At 64.6% G+C, this 21,474-nt stretch carries 25 protein-coding genes; 2 read left to right on the forward strand and 23 right to left on the reverse strand.

The window, feature by feature from the left end; genetic code table 11:
* Positions 1-8: 8 nt before the first annotated feature.
* The 20 genes from NCG91_RS15670 to NCG91_RS15765 all read right to left on the reverse strand — a co-directional run bounded on the left by NCG91_RS15670 (position 9) and on the right by NCG91_RS15765 (position 17,037).
* A complete protein-coding gene (locus NCG91_RS15670; protein WP_099379045.1) occupies positions 9-1,376 on the reverse strand; it encodes a TadA family conjugal transfer-associated ATPase in 1,368 nt (455 codons plus the stop codon).
* A gap of 45 nt (positions 1,377-1,421) precedes the next feature.
* A complete protein-coding gene (locus tag NCG91_RS15675) occupies positions 1,422-2,573 on the reverse strand; it encodes a CpaE/TadZ family protein (protein ID WP_251350345.1) in 1,152 nt (383 codons plus the stop codon).
* A gap of 22 nt (positions 2,574-2,595) precedes the next feature.
* Complete coding sequence (locus tag NCG91_RS15680; RefSeq protein WP_099666904.1) at positions 2,596-3,114, reverse strand: TadE/TadG family type IV pilus assembly protein; 519 nt, start codon at positions 3,112-3,114, stop codon at positions 2,596-2,598.
* A gap of 10 nt (positions 3,115-3,124) precedes the next feature.
* Positions 3,125-3,592, reverse strand: a complete 468-nt coding sequence (locus NCG91_RS15685) for a TadE/TadG family type IV pilus assembly protein (protein ID WP_099666905.1) — start codon at positions 3,590-3,592, stop codon at positions 3,125-3,127.
* 7 nt (positions 3,593-3,599) lie between these two features.
* Entirely contained in the window at positions 3,600-5,147 is a 1,548-nt protein-coding gene (locus NCG91_RS15690; protein WP_251350346.1) for a pilus assembly protein TadG-related protein, read from the reverse strand.
* A 46-nt stretch (positions 5,148-5,193) separates the two neighbouring features.
* Complete coding sequence (locus tag NCG91_RS15695) at positions 5,194-5,472, reverse strand: pilus assembly protein (RefSeq protein WP_099666907.1); 279 nt, start codon at positions 5,470-5,472, stop codon at positions 5,194-5,196.
* Between the two features lie 9 nt (positions 5,473-5,481).
* Entirely contained in the window at positions 5,482-7,068 is a 1,587-nt protein-coding gene (locus tag NCG91_RS15700; RefSeq protein WP_251350347.1) for a type II and III secretion system protein family protein, read from the reverse strand.
* 22 nt (positions 7,069-7,090) lie between these two features.
* Complete coding sequence (cpaB, locus tag NCG91_RS15705; protein ID WP_099666909.1) at positions 7,091-7,939, reverse strand: Flp pilus assembly protein CpaB; 849 nt, start codon at positions 7,937-7,939, stop codon at positions 7,091-7,093.
* Positions 7,936-9,282 carry a DUF8689 domain-containing protein gene (locus NCG91_RS15710; RefSeq protein ID WP_180278711.1) on the reverse strand — a complete coding sequence of 449 codons (1,347 nt, stop codon included), beginning with the start codon at positions 9,280-9,282 and terminating at the stop codon, positions 7,936-7,938. Before NCG91_RS15710 ends, cpaB begins: the two co-directional genes overlap by 4 nt.
* A gap of 33 nt (positions 9,283-9,315) precedes the next feature.
* Positions 9,316-9,936 carry a methyltransferase family protein gene (locus NCG91_RS15715; protein ID WP_251350348.1) on the reverse strand — a complete coding sequence of 207 codons (621 nt, stop codon included), beginning with the start codon at positions 9,934-9,936 and terminating at the stop codon, positions 9,316-9,318.
* Between the two features lie 40 nt (positions 9,937-9,976).
* Positions 9,977-10,564: a prepilin peptidase gene (locus NCG91_RS15720; protein WP_251350349.1), complete on the reverse strand. Its 588-nt coding sequence runs from the start codon at positions 10,562-10,564 to the stop codon at positions 9,977-9,979.
* A complete protein-coding gene (locus NCG91_RS15725; RefSeq protein WP_251350350.1) occupies positions 10,561-11,631 on the reverse strand; it encodes a phosphatase PAP2 family protein in 1,071 nt (356 codons plus the stop codon). The genes NCG91_RS15720 and NCG91_RS15725 overlap by 4 nt, the downstream gene beginning before the upstream one ends.
* On the reverse strand, positions 11,628-11,801 hold the full coding sequence (locus tag NCG91_RS15730) for a Flp family type IVb pilin (protein ID WP_077407717.1): 174 nt from the start codon (positions 11,799-11,801) through the stop codon (positions 11,628-11,630). Before NCG91_RS15730 ends, NCG91_RS15725 begins: the two co-directional genes overlap by 4 nt.
* Positions 11,802-11,895: 94 nt before the next feature.
* Positions 11,896-12,078: a Flp family type IVb pilin gene (locus NCG91_RS15735; RefSeq protein ID WP_035821247.1), complete on the reverse strand. Its 183-nt coding sequence runs from the start codon at positions 12,076-12,078 to the stop codon at positions 11,896-11,898.
* Positions 12,079-12,148: 70 nt separating this feature from the next.
* Entirely contained in the window at positions 12,149-12,295 is a 147-nt protein-coding gene (locus NCG91_RS15740; protein WP_158300249.1) for a hypothetical protein, read from the reverse strand.
* Positions 12,296-12,546: 251 nt separating this feature from the next.
* A complete protein-coding gene (locus NCG91_RS15745; RefSeq protein ID WP_251350351.1) occupies positions 12,547-13,248 on the reverse strand; it encodes a response regulator in 702 nt (233 codons plus the stop codon).
* Entirely contained in the window at positions 13,245-14,912 is a 1,668-nt protein-coding gene (locus NCG91_RS28105; protein ID WP_180278712.1) for a sensor histidine kinase, read from the reverse strand. The genes NCG91_RS15745 and NCG91_RS28105 overlap by 4 nt, the downstream gene beginning before the upstream one ends.
* A 150-nt stretch (positions 14,913-15,062) precedes the next feature.
* Positions 15,063-16,034, reverse strand: a complete 972-nt coding sequence (locus NCG91_RS15755; protein WP_251350352.1) for a sensor domain-containing diguanylate cyclase — start codon at positions 16,032-16,034, stop codon at positions 15,063-15,065.
* A 5-nt stretch (positions 16,035-16,039) separates the two neighbouring features.
* Positions 16,040-16,666 (reverse strand): chemotaxis protein CheC, encoded by a 627-nt coding sequence (locus NCG91_RS15760; RefSeq protein WP_034786994.1) that lies wholly within the window; start codon positions 16,664-16,666, stop codon positions 16,040-16,042.
* Between the two features lie 2 nt (positions 16,667-16,668).
* Positions 16,669-17,037: a response regulator gene (locus NCG91_RS15765; RefSeq protein WP_077407710.1), complete on the reverse strand. Its 369-nt coding sequence runs from the start codon at positions 17,035-17,037 to the stop codon at positions 16,669-16,671.
* 206 nt (positions 17,038-17,243) lie between these two features.
* On the opposite strand from NCG91_RS15765, the gene rpiA reads away from it, so the two are divergent.
* Positions 17,244-17,921 (forward strand): ribose-5-phosphate isomerase RpiA, encoded by a 678-nt coding sequence (gene rpiA / locus NCG91_RS15770; RefSeq protein ID WP_077407708.1) that lies wholly within the window; start codon positions 17,244-17,246, stop codon positions 17,919-17,921.
* 32 nt (positions 17,922-17,953) lie between these two features.
* On the opposite strand, the gene NCG91_RS15775 is transcribed toward rpiA, so the two are convergent.
* Together NCG91_RS15775 and NCG91_RS15780 are read right to left on the reverse strand one after the other, a co-directional pair.
* The gene (locus NCG91_RS15775; RefSeq protein ID WP_354004624.1) at positions 17,954-18,523 is read right to left on the reverse strand and encodes a DUF6622 family protein; all 570 of its coding nucleotides are present in this window, start codon (positions 18,521-18,523) and stop codon (positions 17,954-17,956) included.
* A gap of 122 nt (positions 18,524-18,645) precedes the next feature.
* Positions 18,646-18,918, reverse strand: a complete 273-nt coding sequence (locus NCG91_RS15780) for an oxidative damage protection protein (RefSeq protein WP_251350354.1) — start codon at positions 18,916-18,918, stop codon at positions 18,646-18,648.
* 219 nt (positions 18,919-19,137) lie between these two features.
* Here NCG91_RS15780 and kdsA point away from each other — a divergent pair, with 219 nt between their 5' ends.
* Entirely contained in the window at positions 19,138-19,983 is an 846-nt protein-coding gene (kdsA, locus tag NCG91_RS15785) for a 3-deoxy-8-phosphooctulonate synthase (protein WP_034750794.1), read from the forward strand.
* Positions 19,984-20,044: 61 nt separating this feature from the next.
* Here the strand turns inward: kdsA and argA are convergent, their stop codons facing one another.
* Positions 20,045-21,355, reverse strand: coding sequence for an amino-acid N-acetyltransferase (gene argA, locus NCG91_RS15790; RefSeq protein ID WP_046685875.1), 1,311 nt, complete (start codon positions 21,353-21,355; stop codon positions 20,045-20,047).
* Positions 21,356-21,474 lie beyond the last annotated feature (119 nt).

The raw sequence follows: 21,474 nt of genomic DNA on the forward strand, positions 1-21,474 counted from the left end.
TGCTCCCCTTAATGGTACTGGCGGGCGGGATCGAACAGGGTTTCCGGCAGGCTGATGCCGAAGGCGCGCAGGCGTTCCAGGAAATGCGGCCGCACGCCGCTGGCATGGAAATGCCCCTGCACCGTGCCGTCCTCGCCGATGCCCGTCTGGCGGAAGGTGAAGATTTCCTGCATGGTGATCATCTCGCCTTCCATGCCCGTGATTTCCTGGATCGAAATGATCTTGCGCTTGCCGTCCGTCAGGCGCGCCACCTGCACCACCACGCTGATGGCGGAACTGATCTGCTGGCGCATGGCTTTCACGGGCAGGCCCGCCGAGGCCATGCTGATCATGTTTTCCAGCCGCGTCAGCGCGTCGCGCGGGGTGTTGGCGTGGATGGTGGCCATCGAGCCTTCGTGGCCCGTGTTCATGGCGCCCAGCATGTCGAGCGCCTCGGCGCCGCGCACCTCGCCCAGGATGATGCGGTCGGGACGCATGCGCAGCGCGTTGCGCACCAGCGCCCGCTGCGTCACTTCGCCCTTGCCCTCGATGTTCGCGGGCCGCGTTTCCAGGCGCACCACGTGCGGCTGCTGCATCTGCAGTTCGGCCGCGTCCTCGATGGTGACGATGCGTTCGGCCGTGCTGATGAAGCCGGAAATCGCATTGAGCATGGTGGTCTTGCCGCTGCCCGTGCCGCCCGAGATCAGGATGTTGACCTTGGCCTTGCCCAGTGCCTGCAGGGTGGTGCTCATTTCCTCCGTCAGGCTGTGCTTGAGCATCAGGTCGGCCAGGCGCAGGGGCTGGGCCGAGAAGCGGCGGATCGACATCACGGGGCCGTCGATGGCCAGCGGCGGGATGATGGCGTTGACGCGCGAACCGTCGGGCAGGCGCGCATCGACCATGGGGCTCGATTCATCGATGCGCCGGCCCACGCGCGAGACGATCTTGTCGATGATTTTCATCAGGTGGGCGTCGTCGGTGAAGCAGACGTCGCTCAGCTCCAGGCGGCCATGGCGTTCGACATACACCTGGCGGTAGGTGTTGACGAGGATATCGGACACGCCGGGATCGGCCAGCAGCGGTTCGAGCGGGCCGAAGCCCAGCACCTCATCCTGGATGTCGCGGATCAGCGAGCGCCGTTCCAGCTCGTTGATCACCACATTGTCTTCCGTGAGCACGTCGCTGACGAGGATTTTCAGCTCTTCGCGGATCTGTTCGCGCGACAGGCGCTGCATGCCCTCCAGGTCGACGCGGTCGAGCAGCGCCTGGTGGGTGCGGTGCTTGAGTTGCTGGTAGCTCTGGCTCGATGCGCCCTGGTGCGCGGCATCGTCATTCAGGCTGGCGTCATCCTGGGCATAGCCCAGGCGGTCCCGCAGGGTGAGTTTTTCGGCAGTCATGGTCGGTCTCCGGTAAATAGGGGGTATCAGGCGCGCTGTAGGGAATCAAGCGCGCGCCAGCAGCCGCGAAACCCAGCCTTGCGCGGCGGGCGGGGTTTCGCCGGCCAGGCTGGCGGCCAGTTCCTGCAGGGCGCGCGAGACGGGATTGTGCGATGCCAGCTTGAGGATGGGCACGCCCTGGCTGACGGAGGCCGCCACCGCCTCGTAGTGATTGGGGATGGATTTGTAGACATGCTTGCCGTACGCCGCTTCCAGGTCGGCCACGCGGATGTTGTCGCTGCTGGCATAGCGGTTCAGGATCAGGCGGATCTTGTCTTCGCGGTAGCCCAGGCCGCGGAACACGTCGAGCAGGCGCTTGCCGTCGCGCACATAGGGCAGCGTTGCCTGCAGCACGGGGAAGATCAGGTCGGCCCGGTCCAGCGCGCGCACGCTGACGGGGTCGAGGCCGCGTCCCACGTCGAGCAGGATGTAGTCGTACTGGCTGCGCGCCAGGGTCAGCAGACGGTCGATATGGTCGGCTTCGACATCGGCCGCATGGGCGGGGTCGTCGGCGGCTGCCAGCATGCTGTAGGCGGGCGTGATCTGGATCATGCTGGCGCTGAGCAGCGAGGCGTCGAGGCGCACGATCTGCTGCGACAGCTGCGACAGGGTGGTGGCCGGCTTGTGGTCCGAGACGAACAGGGCGGCGTCGCCGAACTGCAGGTTCAGGTCGAACAGCGCCACCTTGCGCTGCTCGCCGGCGGCCAGCGCGTAGCCGAGGTTGGCGGCGATGAAGGTGGCGCCGCTGCCGCCCTTGCACGAGACGAAGGCCAGTACCTGGCCCTTGCGCGTGACCTGTTTTTGCAGTTTTTCCTCGATGCGGCGCAAGGCGGCGCACAGGGCTGCGTCGTCGTCCGGCTGCAGCACTTCGCGCACGCCGGCGCGCATCGAGCGCAGCAGGAATTGCGGACTTTGCTGCGTACATTGCACGATGATGGCCAGGTTCGGATGGCGCCCGCCCAGCAGTTCCAGCTGTTCCAGCTCCGCTTCGCCCGTCTGCTCCTGCTCCAGCAGCAGCAAGTCCGGCGTGACGCCGTTGTCGAAGACATCCGGTATGCTCGCCAGCAGCGCGACGCGGTCGGCCGCGCTGCGTTCGCGCAGCAGGCGGGTGAGCCGCTTGAGCTGGGCTTCATTTTTCGAGACGATGACGATATTCACGTGGTACTCCTGGTAAAGGCGTTCAGTTGATCTGGAAGCCCAGGCTTTCGGCGTGCATGACCACCACCGAGGCGGGCACGGCGATATTGAGAAAACCGAACAGGCTGACCATCGGCGTATAGCTGACGTTGTCGATCGATACGCGCACGCTGTCGATGCAGCTGGCCGTGCGCGTGTTGTCGCCGCAGGCCGACAGGTTGTCGCCGGGATCGGTGGGCGGCGAGGTCACTTCGGCGCCGCTCTTGTTCAGGTAGCTGATGGTGATGTTGGCGGCCGTCAGTTCCGGGGCGGCCGGCAGGGCCGTGCCGCCGAACAGGGCCAGCGTCTTCACGGCGTCGGTCTGGTCGATCCAGCGCACCACGGCTTCGCGCGCGGCGCGGCGGCTCACTTCCTGCACCGTGTTGTACAGGTACAGCATGCGGCCAAATTCGAGGATGCCGAACAGCAGGGTGAAAAACAGCAGCGCCACCAGGGCGAATTCGACGGCGGCGGCGCCGTGCTGGCGGCCGGCCCGGGGTGCAAGCGGAAGGCGGTGGCGCATGGCGTTCTCCTTACAGCATGTAGCGCATGGTGGTGCGCGGCGACAGCGGCGTGGCATAGCTGCTGGCCGCGCCGATGACGAAGGGCAGGTACTGGCCCACCGACAGCGTGTAGTTGACGACTTCGACGCGGATGCCGCCCGGCGCCGTGCCATCGGTGCAGCTGCTGTCGTTGAAGCTCGCGTCCAGGCAGGTAACCGTCACGTTGGCCGTGGTGAAGCCGCTGATGCCGGCGCTGACGGCCGCATCGACCACCGTTTGCCTGGCCGCCGGCACGCCCTGCGAGGAGATGCTCGCCTTGGCCTTGACGGACATGTTGCGCGCCGCGTCGCGCGTGGCCTTGGTCAGCGCGTCGTAGTACCAGAAGGCGCGGCCGAAGCCGAAGATACCGGCCAGCAGGGTGACCAGCAGGGCCAGCACGATGCCGAATTCGACGGCGGCGCCGCCGCGCTGCCTGAGGGGGGAAAGGGGGATGCGCATGGCCGCCTCACTTGTAGAGTTTGATTTCGGAATTCGGCACGGGCTCGATCAGGCCCGCGAACTCGACGTCGAGGCGCGCACCGCCGCTGAAATCGGCCTTCATCGTCATGAAGAATTTGCCGATGCCCACCGCATCCATGGCGCCGCACGAGGCCGGTCCCACGGGCGCCGTACGGCAGTCGACCAGCACCACGTTGAGGATGCGCCGGTTGTTGCGGCCCGGATGGGCTGCCGAGGGCGCCTGGAACGTGGGGCCGCTGGTCTGGTTGTACGGCGAAGGCGGCGTACTGGCAGGAAAGCTTGCGCCGGGGCTGACGGGGTAGCTGGCCGTGTCGAAGTAGTTCGCCTTGGCCGTGCTGTACATGGGATTGGCATTGGCGTCCGCGACGCTGTAGGCCGTGCCGGCCTTGGCCGGGGTGGCGCCGTTGCTTTGGTAGGCGGGGCCGTAGGACCACAGCACGCCGTAGCCGGCGAACTGCGCCTGGGCCGCCGTCACGGGCGTCGTGAAGGCCGGCGACAGGCGGTAGTTCGGCTTGTTGCCGGACAGGCTGACCGATTGCTGGCTGGGCAAGGTGCTGGCGCCCGGTTCCATCCAGCCGGTGGGCGGCGAGTTGGCGGCGCTGGCGACGCAGGGCGATCCGCCGCCCTTGCATGGATACTCCTTGATGTTGGTATCGGGCGGCGCCGTCGCGGGGTCGCACACGGAAGGCGAGGAATAATCGTCGAAGCGCGAATTGAGGGCGGCTGCGATCTTGCCGGCGCTCAAGCCCGTGTTCGTGTAGACCTTGCCCGAGCCGCTGCTGACGACGGCGCTGCTGCCCGTGCACATGAACGGCGCGGTGGAATTGGCGCTGGCATGCGACGCGTCGCAGGCGCCAGGGGGCGCGTCGACGGGGTTGATCAGGTAGGGATCGGACGAGCCGCCCAGCGGATTGAGACCGAACAGGTTGTAGGTGACGCCGCGGCGAAAGCCGAATTCCAGCAGTTCCGTCAGGCCCGTGCCGGCCGGTGCGGCCGGATACGTGTATTGCGCCGTCTTGTTGGCCGGATCGACGGCGCACACGCCGATCGGCGTGACGTCGTTGACGAAGCGGCCTGCCACCGCCACGCCCGAGGTGCTGGTGCTGGCGATGCCGGCGATGCCCATCAGGTAGGTGGCGAAGGTTTTGCTGCCCGTGTCGACGCGGATGAAGGTCTGGCCCTGGGGGCTGGTACGGGCGCTGGCGCCGGACGACCATGGCCCGTCCGGGCTGGGGCCGAAGCTGATGTTGGCGGCCGTGATGGTCAGGGTGGTGGAAAAATCGTAGCGGTTCTTTTGCGCGATGGCGATGGCTTTCGTCTGCGCGTTGTCGATGCCGGTGGCGCTTTGATCGAGTTCCACGGCGCCTGCCAGCGCCGAGCTGTCGGCGCCGTTCTGCAGCTCCGTCTTGGCGATGTACAGGTGGCCCAGATCCAGCACCAGGCCGCCCATGGCAAACAGCACCACCAGGGTCAGCCCCAGCACGATGGCGATCGCGCCCTGCTGCTTGTCGTGCCTGCGGAATGCGGTGTTCATGGCTGTCTCCTGGTGGCCTTGGGGAAGTGCATCGCGGGACCGGCGCCTACTGGCGTCCGCCCACGCCGATGGTGAACACATTCGGTTGCGGGTCCGGCGCCGCGAACGATTTCTGGTAGCGCTGGTAGGCGCTGGCGCCGGCCTTGCCGTCGATGCCGCTGACGGGGTTGGTATTGCGGTAGGCGTCCGGATACATGATCTGCTGGGCCTTGAGCAGGGCCACCGATTCGCCGAAGTGCGAATCGAGCACGGGCGTGGTGGTGGCGGTGCAGCCGGCCAGCAGGCATACCAGGGCGGCGCAAGGCAGGCAATGAGCGGTTTTCATGGTGTTCTCCTATTTGAGGTCGAAGCCGGCGGCAGGCTGGGGCGCGGCCGCTTGCGGCTGCATGGGGGCTGCTGGCGCTGCGGGGGCGGGCGCAGGGGCGCTGCCTTCCATTTTTCCCTGCATGAACATGTCGCCGCGCGTCGGCTGGATGTAGCCGTCGGTGGGCAGCTTGTAGTCGGCCGGCAGCGGTTTGACCAGGTGCGGCGTGATGATGAAGACCAGTTCCGAACGGTCCGTCTGGAAGTCCGTGCTGCGGAACAGGGCACCCAGCACGGGCACTTCGCCCAGGCCTGGCAAGGCCTTGATATTGCTGGTCACGTTGTTCTTGATCAAGCCGCCGATGGCGAAGCTCTGGCCGTCGAACAGCTGCACCGTGGTGGTGGCGCGCCGCGTCGTAAACGAAGGCAGGACGGCGGTGGCCGAGATGCCGGTGGCGGTGATGCCGATGCCGTCCTTGTTCAGGTCCGACACTTCCGGCGCCACCTTCAGGTTGATGCGTCCCCCTTCGAGCACGGTGGGCGTGAATTTCACGGCCACGCCGAATTCCTTCTCTTCCAGGGTGATGGTGGGCACGCCGCCATTGTTGGTCTGGCTGACGGGGATGAAGATTTTGCCGCCGGCCAGGAAGCTCGCCTCCTGGCCGCTGATGGCCATGATGTTCGGTTCGGCCAGCACCTTGATCAGGCCATCGCGTTTTTGCGCGTCGAGGTTGAAGAAGTTGTTCTTGCTGGCGCCGCTCAAGCCGCTGGGATTGTTGCTGAGCAGGCTGGACAGCAGCGAATACGACCAGCTGCCGATGGTCTTGTTGATGCCCAGGCTGGCGCCCAGCTGGTCGACCAGCACCTTCGACACCTCGGCCACCTTCACTTCCAGCATCACCTGCTGCGGCGCGGCGATCGACAGCAGGTTGATCACGCGCGGCATGCCCGCATCGGGCGCAGGGGCTGGAGCGGCGGCGCCTGCGGCCGGCGCCGCGCCGGAGGTGGCGCCGCCGCTGCGGGTGCTGCGCTGCACATAGGCGTTGGCCAGCGACAGGGCCTGATCGGCCTTGACGACATCGCTGACCATGCCCGACAGGATCAGCGTGTCGCCCGCCACCGTGACGTGGATCTTTTCGTTCGGCAGCAGCTCGGCCATGCGTGCCTGCAGGCTGCTGCTGTCGATGCCGACGGCCAGGTCGATGATGGTGGCGTCATTGCTCTTGTTCCACAGGATCAGGTTGGTGGTGCCGACGGAGCGCCCCAGCAGGTACACCTCGGTGGGGTTGAGCAGGATCACGTCGGCGATGCGCGGATCGCCGACGGACATGCGGCTGGCGGCGAACGGCAGGCGTACCAGGGTCGATTTGCCTTCGGCCAGACTCATTTGCGGCGCCATCTCGGTGCGGCCGGCGCGCGATTCGCTTTGCGGCGGCGTGGACTTGGGACGGACGGCGGCCCGGCTGCTCCTGGCGGCGCCCGTTTCGGCAGCGGCGGCGGTGGCGGCCGTGGCGGCGACTGGCTCGGCGTGCGCCCGGGGCGCCAGGGCGCCGATGGCGGCGATGGCAAGCGCCAGGCGCAGGCCCCGGATGCCGCTTGCTGTGCGATATGTACTCATGGCTAGGCTCCTCTGGTGCAGGTTAGAATTGTTGGGAGCTGCGTTCCAGCCCCTTGATGACATCGACGCGTGGACCGGCCTGTGGCGCAGCTGCTGCGGCAGGACGGCGGCGGGGGAGCGGCTTGGCTTGCACCATGGCGGCGGGGGCTGCCATGGCGACTTTTTCATCGAGCAAACTGGACTTGGTGGCGCCTTCCGTGTTGACGGGCTTGTCCTCGACCTGGTTGCGCAGCACCAGCGACAGGGTGCCTACGCTGCGCGCCAGGTCGAGTTTTTCCGCCTGCTCCGGCGTCAGCTCCAGGGTCACGGCGTTGACCACCTTGGGCTTGGTGTCGTCGCGGCTCGATTCCTGGGCGATGGCCAGCACGAGGATGCGTTCGAGCACGATCTTGGATATGTTCGGATCGCGGTCCGGTGTCTTGCGCGCCCCTTCGCCCTGGGTGTTGACGAGGATGTCGACGAAGTTGCCGGGCAGGGCGAAGCCGGCCACGCCCACCACGTCGTTGACGCGCACGGTCATGGCGCGCTTGCCCTCGGCGACGACGGCCGACAGGCCGCCTTGCGTGCCGGGAGGCGCCAGCTTGCCTTCCATGATCGGTTCGCCGTGCTGGATGCTGGTGCGCGTGACGCGCGTTTCCAGCAGTTTCGGATCGTTGACGGCGCCCGGCGGCAGCGCGTTCGATGGCCAGTCCACCATGCGGACCATGTCGGGCGTGAGGCGCGCACCCAGGCTGATGTCGACCTGGGCCACGGCCACCTTGTTGATGTTGCCCGAGGCTTGGGCATTGATCCAGCGCGCGGCCACGATGACCGCGGCGAACGCCAGGATGACCGCAATGGCCATCATCGTCAGAGCGCGTGCGTTTCTCATTTTGCTTCCCCTTTGTGCTGGACCGCTGCCGGTCCGTTATGTGTGCTTGCAAGGTCGTCATCGCTGCCGAAATAGTTTTTCCATGCCCATAGCAGCACTTCCGGATTCAGCTGCGCCGCGTGGTCTTCATAGCGCGCCTGGTCGCACACCTGCGCCAGGATGTCGCGCGGATAGCAGGCCAGCAAGGGCCGCTGGTACTGGCTGTGCAGGTGCAGCAGGTAGGTGTAGGAGGCTTCGTCGAAATTGATGCCCAGCTGGGCGCAGGTGCTGCGGAACACGGCCAGGTAGTGGTAGGCGCTCAGGGGGCCCACGTGGATCTTGTAGCCGATGCGGCGCAGGAAGGAGTCGTCGGCCAGGTGCTGCGGCGCCAGGTTCGACGAGAACACGACGATGACGTCGAAGGGCACGGGGAATTTGTAGCCCGTGTGCAGCGACAGGTAATCGATATGCCGCGCCATCGGCACGATCCAGCGGTTCATCAGTTCCACGGGCGAGCAGCGCTGGCGGCCCAGGTCGTCGATGATGAAGATGCCGTTGTTGGCCTTCAGGTGCGGCGGCGCCTGGTACAGGCGGTTACCCTGGTCGAATTGCAGGTCCAGCATGTCGAGCGTCAGCTCGCCGCCCGTCAGCACGGCGGGACGCTCGGCGCGTACCCAGCGCGGGTCGGGCGGCACGGAGCCGCCGTGCGACAGGGTGTGCAGCATGGGGTCGAGGAAGGGCAGCACTTCGCCGTCGACCATCACGGCATGGGGCAGGGCGATGGCGCCGCTGAGCAGGCCGTTCAGGCGCTCGGCCAGGTAGCTCTTGCCGCTGCCGGCGGGGCCGTGGAAGAACAGGGCGCGCCCGGAATTCATGGCCGCGCCCAGCTGGTCGAGCACGGCCGAACTGGCCACCACGTCGCGAAATTCGCGCTGCACGTCGTCGCGGGTGACCTGCATGTCCGCCACGCTTTGCGCCAGCACCTGGTTGCTGTAGTCGGCCAGGGTGACGGGGGCGGGACCGCTGTAGGCATTGCGGCGCATGTATTCGGCGGCGCGCAGGCGGCCCTGGTCGCCCAGCAGGTAATACAGGTCGGCGTCGGTGCCGCTGCCGCCGTTGCGGCGTGCCTCGCACAGCTTTTCGGCGCGCATGAAGGTCAGCAGCGGTTCGAGTACGCCGGCGCCCAGTTTCACGTGCGTCGACAGGGCTGGCAGGCCGATCTGGCCGCGCAGGAAGAGTATCTTGACCAGCAGTTCGACCAGGAACAGGAAGGGCAATCCCGTTTCCTCGACCGTGCGTGGCGCGCGCTTGGCCGCCGGCTCGATGCCGCCGCCGTCGCTGCGTTCTGGATAGGTGTCAGGCATGATAATTACTCCTCTTGCTTGGGTGGCCGGTTATCAGAAAATGAAGGGCAGCAGGCGGTACTTCACCTGCCGCATGTAGACGCGGTAGCGCACGTCGGTGGACAGGAAGCGCTCTTCGCGCAGCAAACGCGCCACCAGCATCAGCATGGCCAGCACGTACACGACGCCATTCACGGGCGAGGTATTGGCCAGCAGGTAGCCGCTCAGGGAAATCAGGTAGCTGGCATACAGCGGATGGCGCACCACGCGGTAGGCGCCGCCCGTCTTGATTTCGCGCTGCGCCGCCACCAGGCCGAAGCTGCGGTTCAGCGACAGCAGGCCGGCGATCTGCAGCAGGCTGCCGAGGGCCAGCAGGTAGCGCGCGCCGGGCCAGATGGCCATGTCGGCGGGCGAGAGCAGGAAGGGGGCGAAGGTGGCGCCGATGGCCAGCAGCCAGTCGCCCGCATCGGTGGAGACGCTGACGGGGGCCGAGCGCACGATGAAGAACAGGGCGGCCAGGGTTTCGGCGGCGCAGAACAGCAAATAGCTCCAGTCGCCGCCCTGCAGGAATCCCACCACGTGGGCACTGGCGAAGAAGGTCCACAGGCAAGCCATGGCGATGCTGGTGAACAGGCTGGCGTGGCGCGAGTGGCAGAGGGTGGCGAGGGTGTGCATGGTCGGGTCCTGTGGTGGCTGGTCGTCGGAGCGGCGCGTTTCAGCGCAGGCTCCACAGATGGTGGTATTGCAGGAACACCTGCAGCGCGGTGCCGCTGGCAATGGCGAAGGCGTAGGCCAGCTTGCCGGTGGCTGGCGGCGGCTCGGCGATCGTGGCGGCGCCGCCGGCAAGGCTGTGCAGCAGCGCGCCCAGCATCATGTGATAGGTGTTGCGCAGCACCAGGCGCAGGCGGCGGCCTGCCAGCGCGGCGGCCAAGGCCAGCACGCCGCCGCACAGGAAGGTCAGCAGGGCCGCTTCCAGCACCGCATCGGGACCGAGGAAAGCGCCGCACATGGCCATCAATTTGACGTCGCCGGCGCCGAGGGCGCGCAGCAGGTACATGGGCAGCAGCAGGGCCAGTCCGGCGCCGGCGCCGGCCAGCGCCTGCAGCAGGCCCAGGCCGCCGAAGGAGGCGTCGAACAGGCCGGCGCCGGATGGCACGAAGCTGTTCAGGATCAGCCCCGCCAGCGTGCCCCACAGCACCAGCAGATTGGGGATGCGGCGCGTGCGCAGGTCGTGCCACAGCGCGGCGGCGAGCAGGGTGGCCAGCACGGCCAGGCACAGCAGCATGGGCAGGCGGGCGCTCATGATGTCAGTCCTCCCTTGCTCAGGCAGGGCGCCGTGGCCAGGTTCATGGCAGGGGCTGCGGCCTGGCTGCCCAGCATGCGTCCTACCAGGTGCCACACCAGCGCCGCGCCGGCCGCACCCACATAACCGTCGAGCGCATAGTGCCAGCCCAGGTGGATGGAGCCGAGCAGGATCAGCACGGCGAAGGCGGACAGGGCGAGCCCGGCGGCGCGGCTCACTTTCCAGCCCATGATCGCCATCAGCACGGCCGTGGCCACATGCATGCTGGGCATGGCGGAGATGCCCAGTTCGCCGTTCGTGCCCTTGCTTTGATAGCCTTGCCACAGCATGTCCTGCACTTGCAGGGCCCACACGGGGACGTGCTGGTTGGCGTCATGCAGGTAAGCCATCAGCGGCGCATACGGGTCGCTGGCGTGCAGGTGGCCGTAGTAGCAGGGGCCGACCGAGGCAAACAGCACGGCCAGGATGCTGCCCAGGGCGATCCAGGTCAGCGCAAAGCTGAGCAGGAACTGCATGCGCAGCAGGGGCCGGCGGGTATCGAGGATGAGCCAGTACAGGATGGCGTAGAACAGGAAGAACCAGAAGTGGTAACTGAAGTTGAGCAGGCCCGTGATGAGCGGGTGGCCCAGCAGCGGCTGCAGCCTTTCCCATGGGGCCTTGCCGCCATGCAGCGCCATGTCCCAGGCGGACAGGCTGGCATCCCAGGTGTACGGATGCAGGCGGGGGATGGCGGCCTTGAAGACGGTGAAGCTGGAGGCGAATATGGGGATCAGCAGCATGGCTGGCAGCGCGTGCAGCAGGCGCTCGTTGCTCAGGTAGCGGCGCAGATCGTGGTACAGATAGTGGCACAGGCGGTGCGGGCGTTTCACCACCATGACATGGATGGTGTAGCCGCACAGGATGAAGACGGGGCCCGTGAGGATGGCCACGAGGAAGCCGGCCAGTACGTTGAGGGTGTCCGAGGCGCTGGGCAGGCCGCCGGCCAGCAGTGCCGCGGCGGCGGCATACAGCAGCACGATCAGCAGCAGGGCGCGGTGGGTGCGCAGCGAGGCGCGCAGGGTATTCATGACAGGGCCAGGACCACTTGGTCCTTGACGTAGACAAACAGCAGCTTGACCTGGTCACCGAGCAGGGTGATAGTGATCACCAGCACTGCCGCGATCAGGCCCGCCAGCAGCGCGTACTCGATCGCCGTGACGGCGGACTCGTCGGATAAACGGCTGAAGAGAGTTTTCACGATGGGCCTCTGATAGGTGAGCAGGGGGAAACTTGCCTGTGGCGTTGACCTGGCGGTAACCGGACTGGCGACGTGCCAGCCCGGAGTACCGTGTTCAGGCGGCAGCGGTATTGGCGGAGGTGAGCTTGGTGCCGATGGTGCTGAACGTTTTTTTCAGCTGCGTGCCGACGATGGTGACGGCAGCGATGATCACTACGGCAATCAGGGCAGCGATCAGGCCATACTCGATTGCGGTGACGCCATCTTCTTCGCGGATAAAGTTTTTGATGAGGTTCATGACAACTCCTGGTGGTGGTTAAGGTACAGCGGTGGGTAAAACGGCATGGCAGCGTTGCTTCCTGGCGCACTCATGGACTTTCGCCCAGTGCCAGCAGTCCGATGATGCAGACCACCGCCATGAGGGCCGCCACAAGTGCATAGCGGTAGAACGCAGCCTTTTCCTTGCCCTGTAAATAGGTGATCAGGGCTGTCGGAAGAAACTTGTCAAAGCGCATGCTGTGCTCCGTGTTGTGGTGGGCCGCGCGGTGATTTGCACTCCGGTAAATCCACTATAGAAGTCGGCACCTTGATCTACATCAGAAGAACATCCTTTTATTGCGAGGAGGAACTGCTTGTTTTTTTCGTGACAATTGTCATGGTCGAGTTTGGCGCGCAGGGGCGAAGGGAGGCCGAGCCGGTGGCTGGCGCAGGGAGGTGGCGGGGAAGGGCGTGCGCGGCCGTGCAGTGGCCGTGCAGGAGGGCGGCGTCAGGCGCCGGGCGGCAATTGGCCCAGCTGGTGCTTGGTGGCGTAGGCGTACAGTTCCAGGCGGTTGTACACGCCCAGCTTGCGGTAGATCGACGTCAGGTGATTGCGCAAGGTGTGTTCGGAGATGAACAGCTGGTCCGCCAGCAGCTTGGCCGGCGTGCCGCTGCCGTGCACCAGCGCGGCGATGATCTTTCTTTCCTTGAGGGTCAGGCTGGCGACGGCGATGGCTTGCGCCGACCCGCCGCCGGGCTGGGTCAGCTGCGTCAGCATGCGTCCCAGCATCGCGTGTTCCAGCCACAGTTCGCCCTGGTACACCTTTTCGATGGCTTTCAAGACCATTTCCGCCGGCGCGTCCTTGCTGACGATGCCGCGCGCGCCTTTCAGTACCGTCTGGTCCAGGATGGCCTGGTCGTGGCTGGCCGTCAGCACCAGCACGCGCGTGCTGCCGCACTGCGCCAGCGCGGGCAGGATGGCCAGCGAGCTGATGCCGCCCAGGTCCAGGTCCAGCACGATCACATCCGGTTGCAGCGCCTTCGCCTGCTCCAGCGCCTCGGCGCTGTCGGACGCCGTGGCGACCACGCGCATGCCCGAGTGCTCGCCGCCGATCAGCCGCTCCAGGCCCCACAGCATGGTCTTGTGATCGTCCACCAGCATGACGCTGATGACATGGCCGGCCGGAGGGATGTGGCGTAAGTCATTCATATGGGGATCTCGATCTGCACGGAGGTGTTGCCCAGCATGCCATGCGTGACGCGGGCGGTGCCGCCCAGGGCGGCGGCGCGCTCGGCCAGCGAGTCGGGCAGGAAGTCGGGGACGTGCGCGGCGGCGCATTCGTTGTCGATGCTGATGTGCAGTGCGCCCTGCACGCAGGTCAGCTTGACGGCGCCATGGCGCGCCGACGTATGCTTGCGGATATTGCTCATGCCTTCGTTGACGATCTGGAACACTTCGGCCGCCAGGCGGTCGTTGATGTGCAGGTCGCCTTCGATATGCAGGGCGATGTCGATGCCATAGAATTCGCGGATCTGCGTGGCCTGGCGGCGCAGCGCGACCAGCAGTTCCGGCTCGCTTTGCACTTGCCCGTTCTTGAACGTGCGCGCGTAGCTGCGCAGGTCGGTGATCACCTGGCCCGACATGATGATCAGCTTTTCCAGCTCCGGCAGCAGCGGGTTGCCCGGCGTGGCTTCGTTGCGCAGGGCGGCCAGGCCATGGCGCAAGCCGATATACGGCTGCACGGCCGTGTCATGCAAGTCGCGCGCGATCTTTTCGCGCTCGCGCGAGGCCGCCTGCGACGCCAGGCGGTCGAGCAGATCGATGTTTTCAATGACGGGGAACGCCTGCGCGCCGATATGGCTGAGAAACAGGGCGTCCGTCTTGCTCATGCTGGTGGCGGACACGATGAAGATGCGGCCCTTGCCATTGCGCAAGGGCAGCGGCGCGCTGATGAAGGCGTGCGCTTCGAGCAGTTCGGCCAGGCGGCCGCCTGCCGCGTCGTCGTGCCGCAGCCAGCGCCCGCTGTCGGGCTCGAGCATGCGCGCGCCGCCTGACCATGGCAGCCAGCGGCCGGCGGGCTGGTTGTACAGGGCGATCTTGTCGTACGGGAAAGCGAGCAGGGGACTGGCCGCATCGTCGCTGAGGATCGAACTCGTATGCACGACGCCCGTGCCCGTATGAATCACGCTGCGCAGGGACCAGACCCGCGTGCCCTTGTCCTGCATGATCAGCAGGCAACTGCGGCCGTTGAAATAACTGCGGGTTTTTTCCAGCACCGAGGTGATGGTCTGGTCGACGCCGAAGCGCGGATTGGACAGCTGGCTGACATCGCGCAGCAGCGCCAGGTGGCTGCGCTGGGTGATGGCCGAGCCGCCCCAGTAGGCGATCATGTAGCCGAGCGCCAGCAGGAAGGTGGTGCGCAATAGCAGGCGCGACAGTTCCGCATCCGTTTCGCCGAACAGGGCGGTGGCGGCAAACAGGCCGGCCGAGGCCAGGGTGACGCGCGCACCTTCCTCGAAGCCCCGCTGGAACGACGAGGTCAGGATGGCAAAGAAAAAGAACAGGAAGAATAAATTGTTGTGGCTGCTGGTGGAAAACACGATCAGCGCATACCAGGCCACGTCCAGCCAGTACAGCAAGATATCCTGCGGCAGGCTGAGGCCCAGCAGGGTCAGCAAATAGAGCAGCAGGCTGTGCATGGTGTAGGCGGAAAAGATCAGCCAGGTGATCTTGCTCAGCTTGCCGGCGCTTTCGGGGTCGATGAACAGGGTCAGCAAGGTGGCGCTCGACAGCAGCAGGCGCATGCCGTTCACCATGGTCGTATCCATGCCGGCACCCGGCAAGCCGGATATGAGGGGAGGATCGAGATTCACAAGCGCTCCTGGCCATGTCCCGCATGGGTGGGCCATGCGCAGGGATAGATACCACAGATAAATTCTTGTTATTGTTGCTGCAATCAGTGACGAGTCTACGCACACGCCGTAAAGATGTCTACTGGAATCCTTTGCCCTGCGTTGCTTTTTTTATAGCGACTGCGCCATCACGCGGTTGCGCCCGGCGCCCTTGGCCTGGTACAGGGCGCGGTCGGCGGCGCCGATCAGGGCGGAGATGGCCAGCGGCTGCTGCGGGTACTGCGTGGCGATGCCGATGCTGACCGTGATGTGCTTGACCTCATTGCCCGTCTTGGCATGCGGAATGCGCAGGTCGGCCGCATGCTGGCGGATCGCCTCGGCCATGCGCAGCGCCTGCGCCGCGTCCGTATCGGGCAGGATGGCGGCAAACTCTTCGCCGCCATAGCGGGCCAGCAAGTCGGTGGGGCGCTGCAGCATGGCGGCCAGCTCGGCTGCCACGCGGATCAGGCAATCATCGCCCTGCTGGTGGCCGTAATGGTCGTTGTAATCCTTGAAGTGGTCGATGTCGATCATCAGCAGCGACAGCGGGCTGCTGGTGCGCATGGCGCGCCGCACTTCCTTCTCGATCGCCACGTCGAAGTGGCGGCGGTTGGCGATGCCCGTCAATCCGTCGGAAAAGGTTTGCGAGCGCAAGACCATGGTCTGTTCGCGCAGCAGCTTTTCGCGTCCCACGGCGATGGTGACGTCATTGATCTGGATCAGGCAGTGGCGCGGCGAATCGGGTAAATTGATCGGTGTGACGGCGATGGCTTGCTGCATGCGTTCCTCGGCGTCGTTGCCGCCCGTGGCCGCGCCATGCGTGTACAGCGCAAACGGCGCCTTGTGCAGGGTTTGCGACAGCAGCGACTGGAAATTGTCGCGCAGGGCCTGGGTGATGGCCGAATCGATGCGCTTGTGCCGCATTTCCGGGAAGACGGCGAAGAAATCCTGGCCCAGCACGGCGTCGGCCTGGCGGGCCGAGTGGCGCGCCATCCAGCTGTTCCACAGCACGATGCGGTGCTGTTCATCGAGCACGATGGCGCCCAGGTTCACGGCGCCGAGTATGCTCTCGAGCAGGGCGAGTCGATGCAATGCATCCGGCATGATCGTCACGCCTGTCCCAGGACCTTGGCCAGGTAGCGGCTGACCTGCTGTTTCAGGTCGTGCAGGGCGGACAGGTCGAGCACGAAGGCCACATAGCCATGGATCTGGTGCTTGGACAGCACGAAGTCGATATGCAGCATCAGCACGACGGCTTCGTCATCCTGGCCGCCGAACGAGGACAGGATTTCCGCACTGGTGCCCACGTGGTACAGGGGCAGCGAGCCATGCAGTTCGCTGTCGAACAGGTTGGCCAGGGTGCCGACGCAGGAGTTGAGGATGATGTTGCCGATCTCGCTCATCGCCTCCTGTTCCATCTCCGTCAGTTCCTGCAGCGGCATGGCGTCGCCCACCATCAGGCGCACGATTTCCAGGCTCTTGTCCTCGGGAAACATCAGGATGGCTTCGGTGGCGAAAGCGCCATCGTAATGCTGGCTGACGCCGCAGATGCGTTCGCCATCCTTCTTGCTGCCCAGCAAGGCGGCCGCGTCGGCACGGTTCAGGAAGGTGATCGACGGCACCGACATGGTGACTTCTTCATTCACGATCTCGCTCATGGCCGCCGCCGCATGGCCCACCCCGATGTTGAATATCTCTACCAGGGCATCATTCTCGAGTTCGGAAAGATTGACCATGCTCACAGTCCCAGTGATTCGATCAGCTGGTGGATGCGCGTTTCCGTGATCGGTTTTTCCATGAAGCCGACGCCCAGTTCGCTGGCGCGGTTGCGGGTGGCGTTCTGCACATTGGCCGTGACGAGAATGATGTGCGTCTGCGGACACAGCGCGCGCAATTGTTCCGCCGCCGCGATGCCGCCCATGCCGGGCATGTTGACATCCAGTAGTATCAGCACAGGGGTGGCGGTCTTGACTTTTTCCAGGGCTTCCTCACCCGTCGCCGCCTCAATCACTTGCCAGTCGGCATGTTTGCTGAGGATGAACTGATGCGACATCAAACGTGAAACCCGGCTGTCATCGACAACAAGTACCTGTTTACTGTGATTCATGTGCTATTCCTGAAACGTCATATCGGTCAATCGTGCCATTTTCGCATATTTTAAAGGGCATAGAGTGTAAATGGACGCGCAATTGCCTTAGGGCAAGGTTTTCGCGCTTGCCTGTTGTATCGCGGCGCCTTGTCGGTCATGATGGCCGGCTGGCCGGGCTGGCAATCCGTTAAAATAGCGCCATTCCTCACTTTAGCCTGAATGCCATGACCCAAGACGAATTGAAGCAAGCCGTAGCCCGCGCCGCCATCGACTACGTAGTAAAAGGTGAAATCATCGGCGTCGGCACCGGTTCCACCGCCAATTTCTTCATCGATGAACTGGCCAAGATCAAGGACAGCATCAAAGGCACGGTCGCGTCGTCCGAAGCGACGGCCGCGCGCCTGGCCGGCCATGGCATTCCCGTCTTCGACTTGAACGATGTCGAGTCGATCGCCGTCTACATCGACGGCGCCGATGAAATCACGGCCAGCGGCGCCATGATCAAGGGCGGCGGCGCGGCATTGACGCGTGAAAAGATCGTTGCTTCCGTATCCAAACAGTTCGTCTGCATCGCCGACGGCTCCAAGCTGGTGGAAACCCTGGGCGCCTTCCCGCTGCCGGTGGAAGTGGTGCCGATGGCGCGCGCCGCCGTGTCGCGCCAGCTGGCCGCGCTGGGCGGCACGCCCCGCCTGCGCCTGAAGGCAGGCACTACCGAAGCGTTCATTACGGATAACGGCGGCGAGATCATCGACGTGCTGGGCTTGAAAATTGCCGACCCGGTGGCGCTGGAACAGCAGATCAACCAGATCGTCGGCGTCATCGCTGTCGGCCTGTTCGCCGTGCGCGGCGCCAACGTTTGCCTGCTGGGCATGCCGGAAGGCGTGCGTACCCTGGCGTACTAAGATGATAGCCGGCGTTCGCCGGCATAGATGTGTTAAACGGCGGCCCCTTGCGGGCCGCTTGTCATGTGTGCCTGGCGGTACACGGCCACGGTGCGCAGCAAGCCGCCGAGGAAGATGCCGCTGAAACAGCCGTAGGCGAGACAGACAGGTACGATGAAGCCGCTCGCATGGGCATAGGCGGGGGCGATGGCCAGGGTCACGGCGACCGCATATTTCATGCAGAAAATGCTCATCATCAAGATCATGGGTACCCAGCTGCCGGGGCGCTGCACGCTGCCCCGTTCGGGAATGGCCACGATGGTGTCTGTCTTGGTCAGCGACCATGCCAGCGCCGCGCCGGCCAGCGCGCCGGCGACCCAGGCGAACGGCGCCACGCCGGCCAAGCCGAAACTGCCATGTACGCCGCTCAGCGACAGGGCCAGCATGACCAGGGGAATGATGCACAGCTTGCGCAAGGTCACTTCGCGGGCGCGGCTGGCCAGCACGCCGCGGTAGACGAGAAAGCCCAGGATGGCCCAGACGTAGAGGGGAGTGTGGCTGAAGATTTGCTGCAACATGGTGTCCGCCTTGGTGTGAGGTTGTCGATGGACGTACTGTGCCAGCCGGCGGCGTGGGCGGCGAGCGGCTTGCGACGAAACGGGGAGGCGGTGCCGTGAAACGGCGGGGAAAGGCGTGAAACGAAGGCGTCACTGCCCGTGACGTGGTCACGGGCAAGCGATACAGCTTATTCCGTAGGTGGAACGTAACCCATGGCCGCATCGGCGCCATCGCCGAAGAAATGCTTTTCCATCTGCGTGGCCAGGTATTTGCGGGCGCGCGCGTCGGCCAGGTTCAGGCGGTTTTCATTGACCAGCATGGTCTGGTGCTTGAGCCAGGCAGCCCACGCTTCCTTCGACACGCATTCGTAAATCTTCTTGCCCAGTTCGCCCGGGTACGGCGGGAAATCCAGTCCTTCGGCTTCCTTGTTGAGTTTGATGCAGTGGATCGTGCGGGCCATCTGTGCTCCTGAATCAGTGTAGAGATAAAGCGTGATTATAAGGTACTTTGCGCCTGCCCTCGCGGGGCCGTCGCGGCCTGGCGACACGCCGTTTGCCGCGCCCTTGCGCTGGATCAAATTTGATCTGCGCCGCCCTAGCTAGTAAGATGCCTTATCGCGCCAGCCGCTGGCGGCGCCTCTTCCAACCAAGTAGTAATAATTAACCAATATGGAATCCCTATGACCTCAGTGAAAGTCCATGGCATCGATGTCAGCAATACAGGCAGCTTTGCGCTGTTTGGCGGCATCAACGTGCTCGAATCGCGCGATCTCGCCATGCGCGCTTGCGAAGAATACGTGCGCGTCACGCAAAAACTGGGCATTCCATATGTGTTCAAGGCCAGTTTCGACAAGGCCAACCGTTCATCGATCCATTCCTACCGCGGTCCGGGCCTGGAAGAAGGCATGCGCATCTTCCAGGACGTGAAGGCGGCGTTCGGCGTGCCCGTGATTACCGACGTGCATGAACCATGGCAGGCGCAGCAGGTGGCCGAAGTGGTGGACGTGCTGCAATTGCCCGCCTTCCTCGCGCGCCAGACGGACCTCGTCGTGGCCCTGGCGAAAACCGGTAAAGTGATCAACATCAAGAAGCCGCAATTCCTCAGCCCTGGGCAGATGGCCAATATCGTCGAGAAATTCAAGGAAGCGGGCAACGATCAACTGATCCTTTGCGACCGCGGCACCTGCCTCGGCTACGACAACCTGGTGGTCGACATGCTGGGCTTTGGCGTCATGAAAAAGACGTGCGACGACTTGCCGATCATCTTCGACGTCACGCATGCGCTGCAGCAGCGCGACCCCGGCGGCGCCGCTTCGGGCGGCCGCCGCCAGCAAGTGGCGGACCTGGCCCGCGCCGGCCTGGCCGTCGGCATCGCCGGTCTGTTCCTGGAAGCTCACCCTGATCCGGACAACGCCCGCTGCGACGGCCCCAGCGCCTTGCCGCTGGACCAGCTGGAGCCGTTCCTGGCGCAATTGAAGGCACTGGACGACCTGGTCAAGTCGTTTGCCCCGCTGAACATCAAGTAATGGTGTTTCAGTAAAGGTGTTTCAGTAAAGAAAAAGCCCGGCATGCCGGGCTTTTTCAGTTTTACAGTGTCTTGATCAGCACCTGGGATTTACGTTGCCAGTTATACATATGCTGGCGGTCCTTCGGCAAATCGTCGACCGTGGCCGGCACGAAGCCCCGTTTCTTGAACCAGTGCGAAGTGCGCGTGGTCAGCACGAACAGCTTGTTCAGGCCGGCGGCGCGGGCGCGGTTTTCCATGTGTTTCAGGATGCGCTCGCCATCGCCTTGAGCTTGCACTTCCGGGTTCACCGTCAAACATGCCATTTCTGCCATCTTTTGCGCGGGGAACGGGTACAGGGCGGCGCAGCCGAAGATCACGCCATCATGCTCGATGACGGAGAAATAATCGATTTCGCGCTCGATCAGCTCGCGGCCCCGCTTCACCAAAGTGCCGTCCGCTTCCAGCGGCTCGATCAGTTTGATGATGCCGCCCACGTCTTCGATGGTGGCCTGGCGCAAGCTTTCCAGGTTTTCATGGCTGATCATGGTGCCCACGCCATCATGGGTAAACAATTCCAGCAGGGCGGAACCATCCATCGAGAACGGCACGATGTGCGAGCGCTCGACGCCGTTGTGGCATGCTTTGACGCAATGTTTCAGGTAAAACGCCGTGGCGTCGGGCAGGAAGCCCGCCATCAGCACGGCTTCGGCCTGGTGCGATGACAGTTCGCGGATTTCCACGCCCGTCGCGTCTTCCATCATCGGTGTTTCCGTGATGAAAATCAGCTTGTCCGCGTGCAGGGCGATGGCGGCGCTGCAGGCCACGTCTTCCATGGTCAGGTTGAACGCTTCGCCCGTCGGCGAAAAGCCCAGCGGCGACAGCAGCACCAGGCCGTCCGAACCGAGGATGGAATGGATGGTTTCGGCGTCGACCTTGCGCGTGATGCCCGTCAGTTCCAGATCCACGCCATCGATCACGCCCAGCGGGCGCGCCGTGATGAAGTTGCCGGAAATGATACGGATGGCCGCATGCGACATGGGCGTGTTCGGCAAGCCCTGGCTGAACGCGGCCTCGATATCGAGGCGCAGCTCGCCGGCGGCTTCCTTCGCGCATTCCAGCGCGGCGATGTCCGTGATGCGCACGCCGTTGTGGAAGCGGCCTTCGACGTTACGCAAGGCCAGTTGTTCCGCCACCTGCGGCCGCGAGCCGTAGACGACGGTGACATTGATGTCCAGCGCATGCAGCAGGGACAAATCATGGGCCAGCACCTGCAGCGCCCCGGCGCTGACGAGTTCACCGGGGAAGGCGACCACGAAGGTCTTGCCGCGAAAGGCGTGGATGTAGGGCGCGACTGAGCGCAGCCATTGGACGAATTGGGTAGGGTTTTCCATTAAGCGCATTATAATTCGCTGCGCGATGTGCGCGCTTAAAATACCTGTAAAAAACAATGTCTTCAGCCAGCAATAAGTCTTCCCCTCCTTCCACCGTTGCAAATGTGCCCGCCAGTGGG

This window comes from Janthinobacterium kumbetense (genome assembly GCF_023703445.1).
GTDB lineage: Bacteria > Pseudomonadota > Gammaproteobacteria > Burkholderiales > Burkholderiaceae_D > Janthinobacterium > Janthinobacterium kumbetense.

Coding starts and splice junctions, on each gene's coding strand:
- NCG91_RS15670 (WP_099379045.1), bottom strand. CDS start 1,376: ATGACTGCCGAAAAACTCACCCTGCGGGACCGCCTGGGCTATGCCCAG.
- NCG91_RS15680 (WP_099666904.1), bottom strand. CDS start 3,114: ATGCGCCACCGCCTTCCGCTTGCACCCCGGGCCGGCCGCCAGCACGGC.
- NCG91_RS15685 (WP_099666905.1), bottom strand. CDS start 3,592: ATGCGCATCCCCCTTTCCCCCCTCAGGCAGCGCGGCGGCGCCGCCGTC.
- NCG91_RS15690 (WP_251350346.1), bottom strand. CDS start 5,147: ATGAACACCGCATTCCGCAGGCACGACAAGCAGCAGGGCGCGATCGCC.
- NCG91_RS15695 (WP_099666907.1), bottom strand. CDS start 5,472: ATGAAAACCGCTCATTGCCTGCCTTGCGCCGCCCTGGTATGCCTGCTG.
- NCG91_RS15700 (WP_251350347.1), bottom strand. CDS start 7,068: ATGAGTACATATCGCACAGCAAGCGGCATCCGGGGCCTGCGCCTGGCG.
- cpaB (WP_099666909.1), bottom strand. CDS start 7,939: ATGAGAAACGCACGCGCTCTGACGATGATGGCCATTGCGGTCATCCTG.
- NCG91_RS15710 (WP_180278711.1), bottom strand. CDS start 9,282: ATGCCTGACACCTATCCAGAACGCAGCGACGGCGGCGGCATCGAGCCG.
- NCG91_RS15715 (WP_251350348.1), bottom strand. CDS start 9,936: ATGCACACCCTCGCCACCCTCTGCCACTCGCGCCACGCCAGCCTGTTC.
- NCG91_RS15720 (WP_251350349.1), bottom strand. CDS start 10,564: ATGAGCGCCCGCCTGCCCATGCTGCTGTGCCTGGCCGTGCTGGCCACC.
- NCG91_RS15725 (WP_251350350.1), bottom strand. CDS start 11,631: ATGAATACCCTGCGCGCCTCGCTGCGCACCCACCGCGCCCTGCTGCTG.
- NCG91_RS15735 (WP_035821247.1), bottom strand. CDS start 12,078: ATGAACCTCATCAAAAACTTTATCCGCGAAGAAGATGGCGTCACCGCA.
- NCG91_RS15740 (WP_158300249.1), bottom strand. CDS start 12,295: ATGCGCTTTGACAAGTTTCTTCCGACAGCCCTGATCACCTATTTACAG.
- NCG91_RS15745 (WP_251350351.1), bottom strand. CDS start 13,248: ATGAATGACTTACGCCACATCCCTCCGGCCGGCCATGTCATCAGCGTC.
- NCG91_RS15755 (WP_251350352.1), bottom strand. CDS start 16,034: ATGCCGGATGCATTGCATCGACTCGCCCTGCTCGAGAGCATACTCGGC.
- NCG91_RS15760 (WP_034786994.1), bottom strand. CDS start 16,666: ATGGTCAATCTTTCCGAACTCGAGAATGATGCCCTGGTAGAGATATTC.
- NCG91_RS15765 (WP_077407710.1), bottom strand. CDS start 17,037: ATGAATCACAGTAAACAGGTACTTGTTGTCGATGACAGCCGGGTTTCA.
- rpiA (WP_077407708.1), top strand. CDS start 17,244: ATGACCCAAGACGAATTGAAGCAAGCCGTAGCCCGCGCCGCCATCGAC.
- NCG91_RS15780 (WP_251350354.1), bottom strand. CDS start 18,918: ATGGCCCGCACGATCCACTGCATCAAACTCAACAAGGAAGCCGAAGGA.
- kdsA (WP_034750794.1), top strand. CDS start 19,138: ATGACCTCAGTGAAAGTCCATGGCATCGATGTCAGCAATACAGGCAGC.
- argA (WP_046685875.1), bottom strand. CDS start 21,355: ATGGAAAACCCTACCCAATTCGTCCAATGGCTGCGCTCAGTCGCGCCC.